We start from the raw sequence: 19,009 nt of genomic DNA, 5'->3' as shown, positions 1-19,009 counted from the left end.
AAATTAAATTTAGACAAAACTAAAAATTAAATTTGACAAATAACGACTTTGAATTTTTATTTTTACAACTCAAATCATGTCAAGATGTTATATTTTTATTTTAAAAGTATAAAGACAAGAATCTGGAAGCGCTTTTTTATTGAAAACATCTTTTTTTAAATCTCGCAAAGCCGCGAAGACACAAAGTATTTTCCTTTCAAGCTTTTTTAATAAAGCTTTCCAGCTTCGCGAAAGATTTTCGAAATATCAATTAAAAATCCTCATCAATAAGTTCTTTATTAATCACAGCTCCGGCAAACGATCCTGTAGAAACTGCCATTGCAACAGATCGCATTTGAACCGTGCAATCACCACTTGCATAAATACCAGCAATATTTGTTTTTTGCATTGCATCTACTTTTAGCAAACCTTGCTCATTTAAATCACAACCTAATGTTATTGGCAAAGAACAATGTTGTTCCAGAGGCGGTTTCGCATAAACAGCCTTTACAGCCGTTTTTTCACCGTTTTTGAAGACAATATACTCTACATATCCATTTGTATGCTCAAAAGCCTCAATTTCATCCTCAAATACGCTAACACCGTGTTTTTTTAAAGCATCAATTTGTTCTAAAGTCAAAGTTGATTTTCCGTTCGTGCATAATCTAAGATCTTTTGTCCAATTCGAAATCAGCTTTGCATATTCAAAAGCCATTTCACCATTAGCAATAATTGCTGTTTTTTCGTTCCTAACTTCATAACCATGGCAATATGGACAATGTAAAACTGAAATTCCCCAGCAATCTTCAAAACCTTTAATTTCAGGAAGCAAATCTTTAACGCCAGTTGCAAACAAAACTTTTCTGGAGCTGAAAACTTCACCAGATTCCGTTGAGATTTCAAATCCGTTATCTCTCTTAACCGCTTCTACCGCAAGTCCGTTGTAAAAGTGAACCGTTTTATAAAGATCAACTTGCAACTTGGCTTTTGCCGAAATAACAGCCGGTTTTTCGCCATCCTGCGTAATAAAATTATGAGAATACGGTGTTTGTCTGTTACAAAGCAAACCACTGTCGATAACCAAAACCTGACGTAGAGAACGTCCTAAACTCATTGCCGCTGACAAACCGCTGTAACTGCCGCCAACGATAATCACATCAAAATTTTTCTGTTTCATAAGACTGCTTTTTAATGATTTTGTTTTTTGTGTAGTTTATAATTGATCAAATGCCCGAGAATCATTCCAACACCTCCCAAATAAATTAATTCCGAATGCACATCTAAAAGCAGTTCGCTTAAAATGCTTATCCAAATCAACATCATTGAAACAACTAGAATTGTTGAGACTAAAAGAGCAGATTTTTTAATAATTTTGAAGATGGCAAATAAACCTATTGAAGCAAATAATAAATCGATAATTGGATTGTGACTTAAGCCTAAAGGCAAAATGGTTAAAAGCGGAAAAACTAAACAATGAACCAAGCAGATAGTCGCACTCGAAATTCCTAAAATATCGTAAAAGGATGTTGTTGTTTTCTTCATTTCTCGTATTTTTGCTTAATGCAATTTTGTTGCAAATATACACATTAAAATCAATTGCAACATTGTTGCGTTAATTTTTTAATTTATAAATAAAATGAAAACCACGCGCAATACTACAGCAAAGACAGCCGTTTTAGAGATTTTTGAGGAATCTAAAACAGCACTGTCGCATACCGAAATTCAAAAACAATTGAACGATATATGTGATCGCGTTACTACATATAGAATTTTAGATCGTTTGGTTAATGATGATATTATTCATAAAATTTCGAATCTAGACGGCACCGTAAAATATGCAAAATGCAATCATTCACATCAGCGCGTACAAATTCATAATCATGCCCATTTCAGCTGTGAAAGCTGTCATGAAATTACGTGCCTTGAAAATGTAAAGCCAAGCTATATTATGCCGCATAATTATAAAGTAAACGAGATAAATTTTACATTATCAGGTTTATGTCCAAATTGTTTAAATTCTAACATCTAATATTTAGACTCGCCTAAAAATATTGTTCTGCGAATATAATTTATACCTATATTTGTTAAAACAATACTTTTAAAATGACCAAATCTTTAGAAGAGGTAAACCAATCGGTTGCTACAGAGCATAAAAAAACAGGTTTCAGAAAAATATTAGCCTTTCTAGGCCCCGCATATCTAGTAAGTGTTGGATATATGGATCCGGGGAACTGGGCAACAGATATCGCCGGCGGAAGTCAATTTGGTTACACTTTAGTCTGGGTTTTATTAATGAGTAACTTAATGGCTTTGCTGCTTCAAAGCTTAAGTGCGCGTTTAGGAATTGTAACACAGCGAGATCTTGCGCAGGCTTCAAGAGAAACCTATTCAAAATTTATTAATTACATTTTATATTTTTTGGCAGAAATTGCCATTGCCGCCTGTGATCTTGCAGAAGTTCTTGGAATGGCGATTGGAATTAATCTATTATTTGGAATTCCGCTGTTTGAAGGCGTTTTAATAACTGTTTTAGATACTTTTCTTCTCTTATTCTTAATCAATAAAGGAATTCGAAAAATGGAAGCTTTTATAATTGTTTTGGTCGCAATTATTGGTCTTTCTTTCATTTTTGAAATGATTTTTGCACAACCCGAAGTTCCAAAAATCCTCGCAGGTCTTATTCCTTCAATTCCAAATTCGGCAGCTTTATACATCGCCATCGGAATTATTGGAGCAACTGTCATGCCGCACAATCTATATTTGCATTCTTCTTTAGTACAAACTAGAAAATTTGACCGAAGTCCAGCCGGTATAAAACAAGCTTTAAAATATAATTTAATCGATTCTACGATTGCCTTAAATTTAGCTTTCTTCGTAAACGCCGCAATTTTAATTCTTGCCGCCGCAACTTTTCATAAAAACGGAATGTTTGAAGTTGCCGAAATACAAGATGCTCATCAATTTCTAGAGCCTTTATTGGGAACTAAATGGGCTCCAATTTTATTTGCTGTTGCTCTTATTGCTGCAGGACAAAGTTCGACCGTAACCGGGACTCTTGCTGGACAGATTGTAATGGAGGGTTATTTGCATTTGCGCATTCAGCCTTGGGTTCGTCGTATTTTAACTCGTTTAATTGCTATTGTTCCCGCACTAATTGTTATATCAATTTATGGCGAAAGTGTTACCGGAAAACTATTAATTTTAAGTCAGGTAATTTTAAGTCTTCAGCTTGGCTTTGCCATTATCCCACTTATTCATTTTGTGAGCGATAAATCTAAAATGAATGGTTTTCATATCTCTAAAACTACTCAAGCAGTTTCTTGGATCATTGCGGCGATTATCGTTTCATTAAATGCAAAATTAGTCTACGACGAAATAACTTCTTGGCTTGAAACTTCAGAACATTCTACAATAATATGGCTTACAGTTGTTCCGCTTGCTTTTGGTTTTCTGGCTTTATTACTTTACATCATTGTAAAACCATTTATCAATAGAGCAAAATCAAATATCGAGAATCATTCTCCTCATCATCTTAAATTACAATATATTCAAAAAGAAATCTATAACAAAAAAAACATAGCGATTTCTGTTGATTTTTCTAAAGCCGATGAAGCGGCACTTAACAATGCGTTTGAACTGGGCGGAATTAACGCTCAGTACACTTTAATTCATATTGTTGAAACTGTAGGAGCACTAATGTACGGAGGAAATATTGCCGACCATGAAACTACTATAGACGGAAAATTATTGCTGGAATATAAAGATATGCTTTCGCAGAAAGGTTTTAAAATCGAAACTGAACTCGGTTTTGGAAAACCTAACACTGTGATTCCAAATATTATTAATCAAGGAAATTTTGATGTTTTGGTTATGGGAACTCACGGCCACACTGGATTAAAAGATATTCTTTTTGGCACTACAGTAGACAAACTCAGACATAAAATTTCGATACCTTTGTTGATTGTTAAATAAAGGTGCTGAGATGCTAAGATGCTGAGGTTCTAAGTTTTTTCTAAAACTAAGATCATAATCTCAGAGCCTCAGCATCTTAGAACCTTAGAACCTCAAAAAAATGACCTTTTCAGAAGAAAATTACCTTAAATCTATATATCACCTTACAGCTTCTCTAGAAACTGAGGTGAGCACGAATGCAATTGCTGAAATGATGGAAACTAAAGCTTCATCTGTTACTGATATGCTTAAAAAATTGGCTGAGAAAGACTTAGTTAATTATAAAAAATATCAAGGTGTTTCTTTAACAGAAAATGGAAAACTGGCCGCTAAAATGATTGTTAGAAAACATCGTTTATGGGAAGTTTTTCTGGTGGAAAAATTAAGTTTCAGCTGGGATGAGGTTCATGATATTGCTGAACAATTAGAACACATAAAATCAGAGCAATTAATAAATCGCTTGGATGATTTTCTGGGAAATCCGACTGAAGATCCACACGGAGATCCAATTCCAGATGCAAATGGCCGAATTATTAAGATCGAGAAACAACTGCTTTCTGAATTATCCGAAAATCAAACTGGTGTTTGTGTAGGTGTAAAAGATACTTCTTCTGAATTCTTGAAATATCTGGACAAACAAGGAATTGCTTTGGGTTCTAAAATAGAATTCCTTTCTAAAGAATCTTTTGATTTATCGGTTAAAATCAAGGTTGACAACAAGGAATTGTCTATTTCGAACAAAATTGCTTCTAATTTGTTTGTAAAACTAGTGTAGACTTATTTATCGATTAGAAATCTAGATTTGTAAATCGCACTTCTAAACTGCGTATTAGATTATTCGCTCTTTCTAAACTAAAAAGATTTATCGCAATCTGTTTTTTCTCGCTTGAATTTGTGATTATATAAAGCATAGAGTTATTAATTCTATAGCCTTTTATCTCACAGTAAGCTAGTTTTTGCGTACTAAATATATTTCTCGAAATAATGGAATCATTTGTAAAAATAACCCTTCTTACAAAGACATTAATTAATAAAACCAGCGCTAAGACAATAATCACAATTGCTAATAACACCACTAGAATATTTAAGTAAACTGAAGCACAGCAGAAACTATACAATTCGAAAATACGGGAATCAGGAGGTAATGTAATAAAAGGAACTAATAATAAGCTGCCAAAAATCAATATTAATACTATTGAAAAAAAGAAAATAAAAGCTTTCAATCGACCTGATACCCTATATACATTCATCTGCAATTATCTTATATCTGAAAATTACTGCTAAAATAAAGTGTTTTTCGTACGAATTAGAAAAAGAAACTAACTTTAACTTTTAAACTATTCCCTTCTCAATCATTTCGAGCATTACCGGCGAAGCATTTTTAAATGTTGGCGGTTGTTCGATAATACTTCCAGCATTCTTTTTGTTTACTTTAAAAGTAACATCATTATCAGTTGTAAATAACAAAGCTGTTAAAAACGGGTTTTTAATATAGGTGCCCAAAACTAATAAAGCTTCATCTAAAGTGTGGATGCTTTCGATTTCTTCTGTTTTATAACGCGTAGTTAATGAAATAGAAAAAGTATTGTCGTCATTTAAAACTAAACGAAAGTAGATGTTTTTAATTTCAGTATCTCCCATTGTTTTTGCCAAAGTAAGTTTAGCAAAAGTTCCGTTTTGAATACTTTCTTTAACACGCTCACAAAAAAGAGCAAATATTGGTTCGTACATTTTTTTAGTTTTCTAAGGTTCTAAGAACTATCCCGAAGTCTCGGGACTAAGTTTTTAAAAACCTTTGTCTGTTATTATTTAACCTCAAAGTTCGCAAAGTTTTTTCGCAAAGAACGCAAGTAAAATTAAAAACTTTGCGAACCTTGCGTCAATCTTACCGAACTTTGCAGTTACGAAAAATTATTTTCCAGTAAATTCAGCTTTACGCTTTTCTAAAAATGCTGTGGTGCCTTCTTTAAAATCTTGTGTTCCAAAACACTTTCCAAACGATTTTATTTCCGTATCAAATCCATTTTTTCCATCAGTAAAGTTCGCATTGATTGCTTTAATGGCTTTACTTATTGCAAATGGAGCATTTTTAATTATTTTTTGCGCAATCCCGTTTGTAAATGCCAAAAGTTCTTCTTGAGACACAACATGATTCACCAAACCGTATTGTTTTGCTTCTTCAGCAGAAACCATTGCTGCGGTCATAATCATTTCCATTGCGCGTCCTTTTCCAATTAATTGAGGCAAACGCTGTGTTCCTCCATAACCTGGAATTAATCCTAAAGTAACTTCTGGCAATCCCATTTTAGCATTATCAGATGCTACTCTAAAATGACAAGCCATTGCTAACTCTAATCCGCCTCCTAATGCAAAACCGTTAACAGCCGCAATAACAGGTTTTTTAAGGTTTTCTATAAAATCAAATAATGATTCCTGACCTTCGGCTGCTAATTGCGCACCTTCAACAATAGTGTAATTTGCAAACTCTGAAATATCGGCTCCAGCCACAAACGCTTTTTCTCCGCTTCCTGTTAAAATGATAACACGAACATCGTCGTTTTTTCCCAATAATTTAATTGCCTTACTAAGATCGCTGATTGTTGCTTTGTTTAAAGCATTCAGTTTCGCAGGTCTGTTAATCGTAACAGTCGCTATTTTTTCTTCAATCGAAATTAAAAGATTTTCGTAGTTCATGACCTTGATTTTATGAGTTTGTTATTGGTAAAGAAACTCTAAAAGTGGTTCCTTTCCCGTATGTTGATTCAAAGGTAATTGTTCCTTTGTAATTTTCGATAATGTTTTTTATAATTCCTAATCCAAGTCCCATCCCGCTGGTTTTAGTGGTGAATTTTGGCTCAAATATTCGACTTGTATCTTGTTTTTGAATTCCAATTCCGTTGTCCTTTACTGCGATTTCAACATTATTATTTCGCCTTTTTACCTTGACAACAATCGATTTATGAATCTGACTTTCTGGAATTGCTTGTGTCGCATTTTTAACCAAATTCGTGATCACACGTATTAACTGGGTACGATCCATCTTTGAAATGATTTCTTCTTCATCACTTTCAAAAGAAATATAATCTTCATTAAAAATATCCAATGCCAATTCTACAACCTCAACGACATTTAAAGTCTCATTTTGCTGTGCCGGCATCGAGGCAAAATTCGAAAATGCCGAAGCAACGGCTGTCATTGTATCGATCTGCTGAATTAAAGTCTCTGAATAATCATTCATCTTCTGCTTTACATCTGGATCGTTTGGATCAAATTTTCGCTGAAAACTCTGAACCGTCAATCGCATTGGCGTAAGCGGATTTTTTATTTCATGTGCAACTTGTTTCGCCATTTCGCGCCAAGCTTCTTCACGTTCGCTTTGGGCTAATTTTATCGCGCTGGTTTCAAGTTTATCCACCATTCCGTTATAAGCCTTGATCAAGAAATTTACTTCCTTACTCGTTGCTTCTATTACGATTTTTTCGTTTTTCTGATCTAAGTTGGTTTCTTCTAATTTATCAGAAATTGTTTTTAATGATTTTGTGATATAAGTCGAAAGAAAATAAGCCAATGCAAAAGCAACAAGCAGCATAAAAGAATATACTTGACTTAAGCGGATTAAAAACGTATTCAGCTCGTTATCGTAATAACCGTCATCTTCTAAATAGGGAAGATTCAAAATCCCTAGAGGTTTAAATTTTTCATCTTTAATTAAACTGTACGACGATCTGTTTTTAACGCCGTCTATGGTTTTTATATCTACAAAACGTTTTTCGATTGATGAACGAACTAATTTCAGAATATATTCAGGAATTGGCGGCGATATTTTATCTACCGCAAATGATTCTTTAGATGATTTTAGCAGCTTTCCGTCAAGACTGTAAATATTGATTTCAATTTTATGAATCTGAGCAAGTTCATGAATTTTATCTTTGAAAATTAAATCTAAATTCTGGGTTTTCAAAGGATAAGTCGTTGTAGAAAGTACATAATTGATATGCTCTTTTACAGCATTTTCTTTACGTTCCAACCGCTCTTGATGGTATTCTTTTGCTTCGGTTTTGAATTGTATAATCGAAATCGAAGCCAATAAAAAAGATGCTACAACAATCAATACAATCATCGACAGGAAAATCCTGGTACGAAGCGAAAGCATTGACATTTTGAAGTTGTTAAACATATTTTTAGTTATGGATTATGGTTTTTGAGTTATGCGTTATAAACTTACAGCTCAAAACTTATAACTATTTTCTTTCTCTTATTCTTTTATAAAATTTAAAGCCCAGCATAAGTAAAACTGAGAATAAAATGATCCCAACCACGCCAAAAATCCAATTGAAAGCACTCTTTAAAACTACTAAAAAAACAATAGCAAATAATATAATCGTCGCACCTTCATTCCATAAACGCATATAGTTACTTGAATATTTTACCTCATCTTTTTGTAATTGTTTAAAAATCTGATGGCACTTTAAATGATACAGGTACAACAAGAATACGAAGCCTAATTTGATATGCATCCAAGGCATTTTAAGCCAGGCATTTCCTAAATCAGTAAAAAACAACATCCAAAAAGCAAAAATACTAGCTAAAATTGCTGACGGCCATGTAATAATATACCACAAACGATAGCTCATAATTTTAAACTGCGCCTGTAAAATTTCTTTTTCAGGTGATGGTTTATCATTAGCTTCAATTTGATAGACAAACAAACGCACAATATTAAACAAACCTACAAACCAGGTTAGTACGAAAATAATATGCAGTGATTTTAAATAGTTATAATATTCCATTTATTTCTTAAATGTAGATTGTTTAAAGAGATCGATCATAGCTTTTCCATAAAGTTCATCTTCATATACTATAGCTGCAACAAAAATTTTGCCGTTAAAGAATCTAGAAAAAATTACTGCTGTTGCAATCGTTTTACCTTCTTCTGTCAATACAATTTTTGCTTTTCTAAATTCCAGACCAGAGATCTTTTCTTTACTAACAGAATAATCATCCATTTTTCCTTTCGGATATATTTGACCTATGTTTTTTAGAATAAGAAAATCTTTTAATTTCAGTCTAAGATCAACAAACTGTTCACTTCCAGAATACTCTTCATAATTTGCCGAAAAATAATTAGCATCATCTTTCTTGAAAACAAGAATGTCTTTTGTTGTTTCGGCTGGAACACTATTTTTATCCGTTAGTAAATCTTTGCCATCTGTTTTAGATTTATTTACTTCGTTTTGATCTAATACTTCATAATCTCCTGGAATAGTAATTTTCCAGTTAAATGTTTTATCATAAAAATCATTGCTTTTTGCAGCATTATCATTTTTGCATCCAGCTAAAACTACCAGCGTAAGAAGCAAAACCGAAAAGTATTTTAATTTCTTCATTTATTTCAGCACTAATTTACTTTGCCCAATCGTTTATCCAATTTCCAACGGTCTGACACCATTCGTCATCATCGTTCAAACAAGGAATTGCCAAGAATTCTTCTCCACCCTTTGCTTCAAAATCTTCTTTGGCACGCATTGCGATTTCTTCCAGCGTTTCTAAACAATCTGAAACGAAAGCGGGCGTTACAACTGCTAATTTTTTAATTCCTTTTGCAGGCATTTTATCAATTTCAACATCTGTGTAAGGTTCCAGCCATTTGTCTCCTGCTAAACGCGATTGAAAAGTCAGGCTGTATTTATCTTCTGGAAGTCCTAATAATTTTATGACTTGTTTTGTAGTTTCATAACATTGGTGGCGATAACAAAAATCGTGTGCCGGAGATGGTGTGTTGCAACAAGAACCGTCAATTTTGCAATGTGATTTGGTTACATCTGTTTTGCGAATATGACGTTCTGGAATTCCGTGGTACGAAAACAATAAATGATCGTAATCAAACCCAACTAAATGCTTTTGAATCGAATCAGCTAAATTCTTGATGTAATCTGGTTTGTTGTAAAATGCCGGAACATCTGTAAAAGTTATGTGTGGGAATTTTTTCTTGCGAATTTCTTCTGCTTTCACCAAAATCGTCAAAGTTGAAGCCATTGCATATTGCGGATAAAGCGGGAAAAGCAAAACTTCTGTAACGCCTTTATCGCTCAATTCCTGAAGTCCTTTCTCGATAGTCATGCTTCCGTAACGCATTGCTAGAGAAACTGGAACATTTACCAAAGGCTGTACTTTTTTCTGCATTCTTTCAGAAAGAACCACTAAAGGAGAACCTTCTTCCCACCAGATTTTTGCGTAAGCATGCGCTGATTCTTCTGGTCTTTTTCTTAAAATAATACCGCGAACCAAAAATGCTCTTAATAAATACGGAACATCTATCACGTATTTATCCATTAAAAATTCATCTAAATACGGTTTTACATCTTTTGTTGTTGGACTTTCTGGAGATCCAAGATTTACTAATAATACGCCTTTCATGTTTTTTCCTTTAGGCTTTAAGCTCTAGGCTTTAAGCTTTTTATTTGTTTTTAAAATTTCGTCAAAAGTAGAACTTGCTGCTTTTTAGAAATATGATATTTATTACTTTTTAATTATTGTGGAATATTTAAAATCAATATTACTGCAATTTTTCACGCAGATTTCGCAGATCTTGCAGATTTTTAATTCGTGCTAATTTGTGAAATTAGCGGCAAAAAAATCTAAACATTCGCATTAATCGACATCAAATATTTTTTTGGAGTTGTTGCAAACTTTTTCTTGAATGCCGCTATAAAGTGACTCCCCGTACTGTAGCCAATTTTAAGTCCAACTTCATTTACATTATAAGATCCACTGTCTAAAAGCTTTCTCGCAAAATCCATTTTATAATCAAATAGAAAGCCATAAACTGTATCGCCGTAAATTTGTTTGAAACCCATTTTCAGTTTCTTCAAGTTCAAACCAATTTCATCTGCCAATTCTTGTAATCCAGGCGGTTCAGCCATATTGGCGATGATAATTTCTTTGGCTCTGCGAATTTTCAAGACGTTATCTTCATCTATCAAAAACGGACATTGTTCTGCATTTGGATCTTCGGTTCTATTAAAATACAAACTCAATAATTCGTATCCTTTTCCTTTATAATAAAGATTTTTTATAGAAGGATGAAGGTTATAATGAAACAACTGACTAAGAACAATTGCCATTGACGGACTAATATTTCCTTCGTTATAATACTTTTTATCCTTATTATCAGGACTTAAAAAAGTAATATAATCAGCTTCTGCAGAAAATAACGCATGAAATTTTTTAATTGAAACAATTACAGAAATCACCCAAGAGTTTGGAGCTAATTCTAAATTCAGCGGCAATTCTTTTTGCGGATTATACAAAAGCAGCGATTTTTCTTCTTTCAATTCTAAAGCATAATTACCTTGATTGAACAAAAATTTAGCGTTGCCTTTTATCCCGAAGTGAAACTGTATCAGCCCACTACCTACTTCATGCTGCGCAAAAAAAGGTTTTGGACTGTCGTTTTGAAAACGGATTAGCGTAAAGTCGTCTTCAATTTTTATAATTTCTTGAGAACTCATAGCGATGTTTTTTAGAAAAGAAAATCAAAGCAAATCTAAAATGTTATTTAGAACGACTCTAAACAAATCATTTCAAACGACTTGATTTTGCTACAAAAGTACTTCTTTTTGCATAAAAACAGTCGTTTACAATCAAAAAAACACATAGCGATACAAAAAGTACTTTAAGCGTTACTTTTATAAACACTATAGTAATAATTTTGTTGCACTTTTATGAAAGTGAATTTATGGAAAACAATAACGTACCGAAACACCTTTATTTTTATTCAGTTGGTCTGAGTTATAAAAAAGCTGATGCTGAGGTCAGAGGTCAATTTAGTTTGGATGCTGTTGCAAAAACTCGTTTGCTGGAACAAGCTAAAAATGATGGAATAGAAAGTTTAATTGTTACTTCAACCTGCAACAGAACCGAAATTTATGGTTTTGCAGAACATCCTTTTCAATTAATCAAACTTATTTGCGACAACAGCAACGGTTCTGTTGATGCTTTTCAAAAAGTTGGTTTTGTTTACAAAAACCAAGAAGCAATTAATCATATGTTTCGCGTAGGAACTGGTTTAGATAGTCAGATTCTAGGCGATTTTGAAATTATATCTCAAATTAAAACCAGTTTTGCCCATTCAAAATCAATGGGATTAGCCAATGCTTTTTTAGAAAGATTGGTTAATGCAGTTATTCAGGCCAGTAAAAGAATCAAAAACGAAACAGAAATCAGTTCAGGTGCAACTTCGGTTTCTTTCGCTTCGGTACAATACATTCTAAAAAATGTAGAAGATATCAGCAATAAAAACATTTTGCTTTTTGGAACTGGAAAAATTGGTAGAAACACTTGTGAGAATTTAGTAAAACATACTAAAAACGAACATATTACTTTAATCAATCGAACTAAAGACAAAGCTGAAAAATTAGCTGGAAAACTTAATTTGATTGTTAAAGATTATTCTGAATTACATTTAGAACTTCAAAAAGCCGATGTTGTGGTTGTTGCAACAGGCGCGCAAAACCCAACGGTTGACAAAGCGATTCTAAATCTAAAAAAACCTTTGTTGATTCTGGATTTATCTATTCCGAAAAACGTAAATGAAAACGTAGAGGAATTAGATGGTGTAACTTTGATTCACATGGATTATTTGTCGCAATTGACAGATGAAACTTTGGAAAACAGAAAATTACACATTCCGCCTGCGGAAGCGATCATCGAAGAAATCAAAGAAGAATTTGTAATCTGGATGAAAGGCCGCAAATTTGCTCCGACAATTAATGCCTTAAAAGAGAAACTAAATGCAATAAAAGCTTCGGAATTAGATTTTCAAAGCAGAAAAATTGCTGATTTTAATGAAGAACAAGCTGAAATCATCAGCAATAGAATCATTCAGAAAATCACTACTCATTTTGCGAATCATTTAAAAGACGACGATACCATGGTGGATGAAAGCATCGAATGGATCGAAAAAGTCTTCAAAATAAAAGCATCTTAAATAAATTTAAACCATATAAGTTCATTTAACAAAACTGTTGTTTTACCCAAACTGCTTAAATTTACTTATATAACTTATATGGTTCAAAGAACAAAACATGGCAGAAAAAACAATCAGAATTGGAACTCGTGACAGCGAATTAGCACTTTGGCAGGCACATACTGTCGAAAAGAAATTAAACGACTTAGGTTACAAAACCTCAATTGTTGCTGTAAAATCTCAAGGCGATATTATTCTGGACAAACCTCTTTACGAATTAGGGATTACAGGAATTTTTACAAAAACGCTGGATATTGCCATGATTAATAGCGATATTGATATTGCGGTTCATTCTATGAAAGATGTTCCAACTGCTTTACCAAAAGGAATTGTTCAGGCGGCTGTTCTAGAAAGAGCAAATGTTCTTGACATTTTAGTTCATAAAGGAAATCCTGATTTTGCAAATCCAAGTACAATTGCAACCGGCAGTTTACGTCGTCAGGCACAATGGTTCAACAAATACCCAAATCATACTGTAGTTGATTTACGCGGAAATGTAAATACGCGTATGCAAAAACTAAAAGACAACGATTGGGACGGAGCTGTTTTTGCTGCTGCAGGTTTGGAACGAATTAACCTGAAACCTGAAAATTTCATCAATTTAGACTGGATGATTCCCGCGCCGGCACAAGGAGCAATGCTTGTTGTAGCAATGGAAAATGACAATTATACTTTAGATGCACTTTCGCAGCTAAATCACATTGAGACTGAAATTTGCACATATATAGAACGTCAGTTTTTGAGAACGCTTGAAGGCGGATGTACTGCACCAATCGGAGCTTTGGTTACTTATAATGAGGATGAAGACACACTCCATTTTCAAGGTGTTTTACTTTCTATTGACGGAAAACAAAAATTAGAAATCAATAAAACAGTTGATATTTCAGAATGGAAAAAATTAGGTTTTCATTCGGCTCAGGAAATCTTAAATAATGGCGGAGCAGAATTAATGCAGAAGATTAAAGAATCCCTAAAAAAATAATGGCAAAATCAATTCAGATATTATCTACAAAAATATTATCTCCTGTTCAAAAACAAGAGTTGACAAAAGCCGGCATAGAAGTAATCGAAGCTGACTTTATCAAAACCGAAAATAAACCTTTTGAACTTAAAAACCTCAACGAAAGTTTGATTTTCACCAGTCAAAATGCCGTTCGAAGTGTTTTATCCGATCCAAAATCGGAAGAATTAAAAAACAAAAACGTTTATTGCGTTGGTTTAAAAACAAAAATTCTTTTGTCTGAAAACGGATTCAACGTTGTAGCTTATACAGGTTATGCCGCTGATTTAGCAGAAATTATCACTTTAATTTACCGCAATGAAAGTTATACTTTTTTCAGTGGAAATTTAAGACGCGATACTTTACCAACGGCTTTAAAAGAAGCTGAAATAAAACTGAACGAAATTCAGGTTTACGAAACCTCATTACAGCCTCAAAAAATAAAGTCGGCAATTGATGCCATTTTATTTTATAGTCCGTCTGGCGTTGAAAGTTATTTAAAAGAGAATACAATCAAGAAAGAAATCTGTTTTTGCATTGGAGAAACCACTGCAGAAGCTTTACATAAAATCACCAAAAACATCATTATTGCAGATCAGCCCACAGTTGAAGACGTAATTGAAGATGTAATTAACGAATACAAATAAAAACCTTTGCAACTTTGTCCCTTTGCGGCTTTGCAATTAAAATAAAAAAACAATGTTAAAAAACGACCTATTTTTAAGAGCATTAAAAGGAGAAACAGTTCAACGTCCGCCAGTATGGATGATGCGTCAGGCAGGAAGATATTTACCTGAATTTAGAGAACTGCGTGATAAATATGATTTTTTTACACGTTGTGAAACTCCAGAATTAGCTGCTGAAATTACTGTACAGCCAATTCGCAGAATTGCTCCAGATGCTGCAATTTTATTCTCGGATATTTTAGTGGTACCTCGCGCAATGGGAATTCATGTAGAACTGAAAGACAATTTGGGACCAATAATTCCAAATCCGATTCGTTCTTTAGCCGATGTTCACAAAGTTTTTGTTCCAGATGTAAATGAAACTTTAGGTTACGTTTTTGATGCTGTAAAATTGACTAAAGAAATGTTGAACGACGAAGTGCCTTTAATTGGTTTCGCAGGTTCACCTTGGACAATTTTCTGCTATGCGGTTGAAGGAAAAGGTTCTAAAAGTTTTGATATTGCAAAAGGATTCTGCTTTTCAAATCCAGCTGCAGCACATACTTTATTACAAAAAATCACAGATACGACAATTTTATACTTAAAAGAAAAAGTAAAATCGGGCGTAAATGCGGTTCAGATTTTTGATTCTTGGGGAGGAATGCTTTCTCCTGTTGATTATCAAGAGTTTTCATGGAAATACATCAACCAGATTGTTGATGCTTTAGCTGATATTACACCAGTTATTGTTTTTGGAAAAGGATGTTGGTTTGCTCTTGGCGAAATGGGAAAAAGTAAAGCTTCTGCATTAGGAGTTGACTGGACTTGTTCGGCTAGAAATGCTCGTTATTTGTCAGGTGGAAACATTACTTTACAAGGAAATTTTGATCCGTCAAGATTACTTTCTCCAATTCCGACTATCAAGAAGATGGTTCACGAAATGATCGACGAGTTTGGAAAAGACAAATATATTGTAAATTTAGGTCACGGAATTTTACCTCACATCCCAGTAGATCACGCAAAAGCGTTTATTGATGCAGTGAAGGAATACGGACAATAGATCATTACTCTTTTAGAAATCGTAATTTCTTTTTAGTTTTATAAAAAATTCCTGCTATAAAATAAATTATGGAAATTAAAGACCTTACTGATAGAATTATAGAAATTGAAGAAAAATTCAATTCAATTATTCCTGTTTTAGAAGAAAAAAACAACAAAGAAGGCTTTAAGTACAGACATTTATATAAGGGAATTATTTCTATTCAAAGTAAGATTTCTTTTCAACCAGAAATATTGTTTTTAGGAATAAATCCTGGAGAAGGCGCTTTCATTCAAAAGAACTATAAAGAAGGAAATACGTTTTATTATCCTAAAGAATTAGTTGATTCTGATAAAAAATTAGAACTAAACTGGCTTCAAGATAACAATGCACGTCAAGGAAAATGGTATCATGGAAAAGTAAAAAATACTTTTCCAAAACAAATGATTGATATTCTTCATTATACCTCAAAAGTTAAATGTAAAAAAGAAATAAATCTTTCAGATGAAGAGGATCGCAAATTATTTATTCGTGAAATTGCAGATAAAATTGTTTATACCAATCTTTCTCCAATAGCGACAAAATCTGCTAAAGAATTAAAAATAATTTACAATAAACTGTCAAAAGAAGATTCATTAAAAGATCACTGGAATGGAACGGTTCAGAATTTTTTTCGTCAAAGAACAATTGACTTAATTTTAGCTCTTCAGCCAAAATTAATTGTTTGTGTTGGAAATTCTGTTTATAAAGATTTGTTTCTAAAAGATACAGCAAAAAAAGACAAAGTTTTTTCTACAACTGGCATTCTAAAAAGAGCAGGACAAGAGCACTCTTTTAAAACGGTTGTTTTTTCAAGAAAAGGAACTTGGGACACGAAAAGAATATCAGAATTGATACTTAATCCGTAACCTTAAAAATCATGCTAAACAAAGGCCTTAGAGATGAAGAATCTATCAGAATAGAGAATACTCTAAGAACTTTGCATGCCTTAATTTTTGTTCCAAAATTTTGGAATGCTGAAGACACTAGTCTTATCGATGAGCAGCTGAAAAGTTTTGGATTAAGTCTGCAAAAAACAGTCGAAATTCCAGAAGAGGAATTAATTCTTCTTTTACAACAATGCCATTTAGACTGGAATCAACAAGAGCAGTTTGCAGATATTTTAATGGGACTTTCCGTAGAAAAACAATTTGATTTTCTAGGAAAGGCGCTTGCCATTTATCAATATATCCAACAAGAAAGCAAGGTTTTTTCTTTTGGAATTAACACTAAAATTGCTTCGGCTAAAAACAAATAGAGATGAGTTTTATAGATTGGAAAATAGATCGAATAGAAAATATTCTTCCTGAAGATTTTTATGCCCTTATTGAAAAGAATGTAAAACACATCGAAAAAACTTTTCCTGTTACACTTGAAAATTGTTTAGATTTAGAAAAAACGAAACAGTTTATTGCTGTAAATCAAGAGAAAGAAAAGAATAAAGAATGGTTCTATTTTTTTGCAAGAGATATAAAAACCAATCATTTGATAGGCTACTTATGTGTAAAAAGCATTGATTATCGCATTTCAAAATGTGAATTGGGTTACTTTATTGATGAAGATTATCAAGGAAAAGGAATTACCTCAAAACTGGTTTCAGAAACATTAGATTTTTGTTTCAATACTTTAAAAATGAACAAGGTTTTTATCTGTACTTCAAAAATCAATAAAGCAAGTCAGCAAATTGCATTAAAACATCATTTTAAGCAAGAAGGAATATTAAGAGACGAATTTAAAGGCGGCGACGGCACACTTGAAGATGTCGTTTATTTTGGATTACTTAAATCAGAATATAATACACATGAAAGATAAATTTTACGCATACATACAACAATTACAAGACCAAATCTGTGCTGGATTAGAAGCTGTTGACGGAACGACGAAATTCCGTGAAGATCTTTGGAAACGTCCAGAAGGCGGCGGCGGAAGAACACGCGTTATTGAAAACGGAAATGTTTTTGAAAAAGGCGGTGTCAACATTTCAGCCGTTCATGGAAAATTACCTGAAACGATGCAAAAAATGTTTGGCGTTGGCGAAGCTGATTTCTTTGCCTGCGGATTAAGTTTGGTTTTGCATCCAAAAAACCCAATGGTTCCTACAGTTCATGCGAATTGGCGCTATTTTGAAATGTATGATGAATCTGGAAAAGTGATCGAACAATGGTTTGGCGGCGGACAGGATTTAACGCCTTATTATTTGTTTGAGGAAGATGCAAAACACTTTCACCAAACTTGTAAAACGGCTTGTGATAAGCACAATCCTGAGTTTTATTCAAAGTATAAAAAGCAATGTGATTCGTATTTTTGGAATGCGCACAGAAATGAAGCCCGCGGAATTGGCGGTTTATTCTTTGATTATTGCAAAGCAAATGAGCAAATGTCGATGGAAAACTGGTACAATTTTGTAACCGAAGTCGGCAATAGTTTCCTTGAAGCTTATGTTCCGATTGTGGAAAGAAGAAAAAACTTAGAATATACTCCCGAAAACAGAACGTGGCAGGAAATTCGCCGCGGCCGCTATGTTGAGTTTAATCTCGTTCACGACAAAGGAACTTTATTCGGCTTAAAAACAAACGGAAGAATCGAGAGTATTTTGATGAGTTTACCTCCGCATGTTCAATGGGTTTACGATCATCATCCAGAAGTGGGAAGTAATGAAGAAAAACTAATAAATGTGTTAGAAAATCCGCGTGAATGGATTTAGTTTTAATTTGATGAATTTCTATTTTATAATAGATGTCGCTCCGATGGAGCTTTTTATCGATTATGTATAAATTTCTATAAATATAATGCTCCTCTGGAGCATTTTTTTATATACGACAAGTTCCTATAAAATTTTAGACTATTACTAAAGAAGCTTCGGAGAAGCGAAATATTTATAGAACAATTTACATTCATCCTACACAAAGCCCCAGAGGGGCTACATATTTATTTTACCACAAAAGAATTGGCAAATCTGCGTGAGCGGATTTAGTTTTAATTGGATGAATTTCTATAAATATTTTACTCCTCTGGAGCATTTTTTATATACGACAAGTTCCTATAAAATTTTAGACTATTACTAAAGAAGCTTCGGAGAAGCGAAATATTTATAGACCAATTTACATTCATCCTACACAAAGCCCCAGAGGGGCGACATATTTATTTTGCCACAAAAGTATTGGCAAATCCGCGTGAGCGGAGTTAGTTTTAATTTGATGAATTTCTATTTTATAATAGATGTCGCTCCGATGGAGCTTTTTATCGATTATGTATAAATTTCTATAAATATTTTGCTCCTCCGGAGCATTTTTTATATACGACAAGTT

General features: G+C 33.3%; 21 protein-coding genes. 11 read left to right on the top strand and 10 right to left on the bottom strand.

Translation table 11 applies throughout. The features are described 5' to 3' along the window. Positions 1 to 250 precede the first annotated feature (250 nt). Together B0A81_RS10585 and B0A81_RS10580 are read right to left on the bottom strand one after the other, a co-directional pair. On the bottom strand, positions 251 to 1,156 hold the full coding sequence (locus B0A81_RS10585) for an NAD(P)/FAD-dependent oxidoreductase (RefSeq protein WP_089058011.1): 906 nt from the start codon (positions 1,154 to 1,156) through the stop codon (positions 251 to 253). Positions 1,157 to 1,167: 11 nt separating this feature from the next. After that, complete coding sequence (locus B0A81_RS10580; RefSeq protein ID WP_089058010.1) at positions 1,168 to 1,521, bottom strand: MerC domain-containing protein; 354 nt, start codon at positions 1,519 to 1,521, stop codon at positions 1,168 to 1,170. Between the two features lie 94 nt (positions 1,522 to 1,615). Here B0A81_RS10580 and B0A81_RS10575 point away from each other — a divergent pair, with 94 nt between their 5' ends. From B0A81_RS10575 to B0A81_RS10565, 3 genes are all read left to right on the top strand, one after another. Then, on the top strand, positions 1,616 to 2,008 hold the full coding sequence (locus B0A81_RS10575; protein ID WP_089058009.1) for a Fur family transcriptional regulator: 393 nt from the start codon (positions 1,616 to 1,618) through the stop codon (positions 2,006 to 2,008). Between the two features lie 74 nt (positions 2,009 to 2,082). Beyond that, on the top strand, positions 2,083 to 3,951 hold the full coding sequence (locus B0A81_RS10570; protein ID WP_089058008.1) for an Nramp family divalent metal transporter: 1,869 nt from the start codon (positions 2,083 to 2,085) through the stop codon (positions 3,949 to 3,951). Positions 3,952 to 4,051: 100 nt separating this feature from the next. Next, positions 4,052 to 4,705 (top strand): metal-dependent transcriptional regulator, encoded by a 654-nt coding sequence (locus B0A81_RS10565; protein ID WP_089058007.1) that lies wholly within the window; start codon positions 4,052 to 4,054, stop codon positions 4,703 to 4,705. A 557-nt stretch (positions 4,706 to 5,262) separates the two neighbouring features. Here B0A81_RS10565 and B0A81_RS10560 read toward each other — a convergent pair. From B0A81_RS10560 to B0A81_RS10530, 7 genes are all read right to left on the bottom strand, one after another. Continuing rightward, a complete protein-coding gene (locus B0A81_RS10560; protein ID WP_089058006.1) occupies positions 5,263 to 5,661 on the bottom strand; it encodes a hypothetical protein in 399 nt (132 codons plus the stop codon). 180 nt (positions 5,662 to 5,841) lie between these two features. Further along, the gene (locus tag B0A81_RS10555; protein ID WP_089058005.1) at positions 5,842 to 6,624 is read right to left on the bottom strand and encodes an enoyl-CoA hydratase/isomerase family protein; all 783 of its coding nucleotides are present in this window, start codon (positions 6,622 to 6,624) and stop codon (positions 5,842 to 5,844) included. A gap of 10 nt (positions 6,625 to 6,634) precedes the next feature. Continuing rightward, positions 6,635 to 8,050, bottom strand: coding sequence for a sensor histidine kinase (locus B0A81_RS10550; RefSeq protein WP_089058004.1), 1,416 nt, complete (start codon positions 8,048 to 8,050; stop codon positions 6,635 to 6,637). Positions 8,051 to 8,171: 121 nt separating this feature from the next. Beyond that, complete coding sequence (locus B0A81_RS10545) at positions 8,172 to 8,720, bottom strand: CopD family protein (protein WP_089058003.1); 549 nt, start codon at positions 8,718 to 8,720, stop codon at positions 8,172 to 8,174. Continuing rightward, the gene (locus B0A81_RS10540) at positions 8,721 to 9,317 is read right to left on the bottom strand and encodes a hypothetical protein (protein WP_089058002.1); all 597 of its coding nucleotides are present in this window, start codon (positions 9,315 to 9,317) and stop codon (positions 8,721 to 8,723) included. Between the two features lie 16 nt (positions 9,318 to 9,333). Next, entirely contained in the window at positions 9,334 to 10,347 is a 1,014-nt protein-coding gene (hemH, locus tag B0A81_RS10535; RefSeq protein ID WP_089058001.1) for a ferrochelatase, read from the bottom strand. 221 nt (positions 10,348 to 10,568) lie between these two features. Next, complete coding sequence (locus tag B0A81_RS10530; RefSeq protein WP_089058000.1) at positions 10,569 to 11,441, bottom strand: helix-turn-helix domain-containing protein; 873 nt, start codon at positions 11,439 to 11,441, stop codon at positions 10,569 to 10,571. Positions 11,442 to 11,668: 227 nt separating this feature from the next. On the opposite strand from B0A81_RS10530, the gene hemA reads away from it, so the two are divergent. The 8 genes from hemA (at position 11,669) to hemF (ending at position 18,405) form a co-directional block, all read left to right on the top strand. After that, positions 11,669 to 12,919, top strand: coding sequence for a glutamyl-tRNA reductase (gene hemA, locus B0A81_RS10525; RefSeq protein ID WP_089057999.1), 1,251 nt, complete (start codon positions 11,669 to 11,671; stop codon positions 12,917 to 12,919). 97 nt (positions 12,920 to 13,016) lie between these two features. After that, the gene (gene hemC, locus B0A81_RS10520) at positions 13,017 to 13,940 is read left to right on the top strand and encodes a hydroxymethylbilane synthase (RefSeq protein WP_089057998.1); all 924 of its coding nucleotides are present in this window, start codon (positions 13,017 to 13,019) and stop codon (positions 13,938 to 13,940) included. Continuing rightward, entirely contained in the window at positions 13,940 to 14,605 is a 666-nt protein-coding gene (locus B0A81_RS10515; RefSeq protein ID WP_089057997.1) for a uroporphyrinogen-III synthase, read from the top strand. Before hemC ends, B0A81_RS10515 begins: the two co-directional genes overlap by 1 nt. Before the next feature lie 52 nt (positions 14,606 to 14,657). Further along, positions 14,658 to 15,683, top strand: a complete 1,026-nt coding sequence (hemE, locus tag B0A81_RS10510; RefSeq protein WP_089057996.1) for a uroporphyrinogen decarboxylase — start codon at positions 14,658 to 14,660, stop codon at positions 15,681 to 15,683. 68 nt (positions 15,684 to 15,751) lie between these two features. Further along, positions 15,752 to 16,570: a hypothetical protein gene (locus B0A81_RS10505; RefSeq protein WP_089057995.1), complete on the top strand. Its 819-nt coding sequence runs from the start codon at positions 15,752 to 15,754 to the stop codon at positions 16,568 to 16,570. An 11-nt stretch (positions 16,571 to 16,581) separates the two neighbouring features. Further along, a complete protein-coding gene (locus tag B0A81_RS10500) occupies positions 16,582 to 16,959 on the top strand; it encodes a hypothetical protein (protein WP_089057994.1) in 378 nt (125 codons plus the stop codon). Positions 16,960 to 16,961: 2 nt separating this feature from the next. Continuing rightward, complete coding sequence (locus tag B0A81_RS10495) at positions 16,962 to 17,513, top strand: GNAT family N-acetyltransferase (protein WP_089057993.1); 552 nt, start codon at positions 16,962 to 16,964, stop codon at positions 17,511 to 17,513. After that, positions 17,503 to 18,405, top strand: a complete 903-nt coding sequence (hemF, locus tag B0A81_RS10490; protein ID WP_089057992.1) for an oxygen-dependent coproporphyrinogen oxidase — start codon at positions 17,503 to 17,505, stop codon at positions 18,403 to 18,405. The genes B0A81_RS10495 and hemF overlap by 11 nt, the downstream gene beginning before the upstream one ends. A gap of 403 nt (positions 18,406 to 18,808) precedes the next feature. Here the strand turns inward: hemF and B0A81_RS21745 are convergent. Next, positions 18,809 to 19,009 (bottom strand): hypothetical protein (locus tag B0A81_RS21745; protein WP_208861313.1); only part of this gene is annotated, 201 nt, incomplete at its 5' end.

This window comes from Flavobacterium plurextorum (genome assembly GCF_002217395.1).
Lineage (GTDB): Bacteria > Bacteroidota > Bacteroidia > Flavobacteriales > Flavobacteriaceae > Flavobacterium > Flavobacterium plurextorum.
The sequence above is the reverse complement of the archived record's forward strand: the minus strand, read 5'-3'. Positions and strand labels throughout refer to the sequence as shown.

Excerpts from the sequence above, each read along its gene's own strand:
- B0A81_RS10585 (WP_089058011.1), bottom strand. The coding sequence starts at position 1,156 with ATGAAACAGAAAAATTTTGATGTGATTATCGTTGGCGGCAGTTACAGC.
- B0A81_RS10580 (WP_089058010.1), bottom strand. The coding sequence starts at position 1,521 with ATGAAGAAAACAACAACATCCTTTTACGATATTTTAGGAATTTCGAGT.
- B0A81_RS10575 (WP_089058009.1), top strand. The coding sequence starts at position 1,616 with ATGAAAACCACGCGCAATACTACAGCAAAGACAGCCGTTTTAGAGATT.
- B0A81_RS10570 (WP_089058008.1), top strand. The coding sequence starts at position 2,083 with ATGACCAAATCTTTAGAAGAGGTAAACCAATCGGTTGCTACAGAGCAT.
- B0A81_RS10565 (WP_089058007.1), top strand. The coding sequence starts at position 4,052 with ATGACCTTTTCAGAAGAAAATTACCTTAAATCTATATATCACCTTACA.
- B0A81_RS10560 (WP_089058006.1), bottom strand. The coding sequence starts at position 5,661 with ATGTACGAACCAATATTTGCTCTTTTTTGTGAGCGTGTTAAAGAAAGT.
- B0A81_RS10555 (WP_089058005.1), bottom strand. The coding sequence starts at position 6,624 with ATGAACTACGAAAATCTTTTAATTTCGATTGAAGAAAAAATAGCGACT.
- B0A81_RS10550 (WP_089058004.1), bottom strand. The coding sequence starts at position 8,050 with ATGATTGTATTGATTGTTGTAGCATCTTTTTTATTGGCTTCGATTTCG.
- B0A81_RS10545 (WP_089058003.1), bottom strand. The coding sequence starts at position 8,720 with ATGGAATATTATAACTATTTAAAATCACTGCATATTATTTTCGTACTA.
- B0A81_RS10540 (WP_089058002.1), bottom strand. The coding sequence starts at position 9,317 with ATGAAGAAATTAAAATACTTTTCGGTTTTGCTTCTTACGCTGGTAGTT.
- hemH (WP_089058001.1), bottom strand. The coding sequence starts at position 10,347 with ATGAAAGGCGTATTATTAGTAAATCTTGGATCTCCAGAAAGTCCAACA.
- B0A81_RS10530 (WP_089058000.1), bottom strand. The coding sequence starts at position 11,441 with ATGAGTTCTCAAGAAATTATAAAAATTGAAGACGACTTTACGCTAATC.
- hemA (WP_089057999.1), top strand. The coding sequence starts at position 11,669 with ATGGAAAACAATAACGTACCGAAACACCTTTATTTTTATTCAGTTGGT.
- hemC (WP_089057998.1), top strand. The coding sequence starts at position 13,017 with ATGGCAGAAAAAACAATCAGAATTGGAACTCGTGACAGCGAATTAGCA.
- B0A81_RS10515 (WP_089057997.1), top strand. The coding sequence starts at position 13,940 with ATGGCAAAATCAATTCAGATATTATCTACAAAAATATTATCTCCTGTT.
- hemE (WP_089057996.1), top strand. The coding sequence starts at position 14,658 with ATGTTAAAAAACGACCTATTTTTAAGAGCATTAAAAGGAGAAACAGTT.
- B0A81_RS10505 (WP_089057995.1), top strand. The coding sequence starts at position 15,752 with ATGGAAATTAAAGACCTTACTGATAGAATTATAGAAATTGAAGAAAAA.
- B0A81_RS10500 (WP_089057994.1), top strand. The coding sequence starts at position 16,582 with ATGCTAAACAAAGGCCTTAGAGATGAAGAATCTATCAGAATAGAGAAT.
- B0A81_RS10495 (WP_089057993.1), top strand. The coding sequence starts at position 16,962 with ATGAGTTTTATAGATTGGAAAATAGATCGAATAGAAAATATTCTTCCT.
- hemF (WP_089057992.1), top strand. The coding sequence starts at position 17,503 with ATGAAAGATAAATTTTACGCATACATACAACAATTACAAGACCAAATC.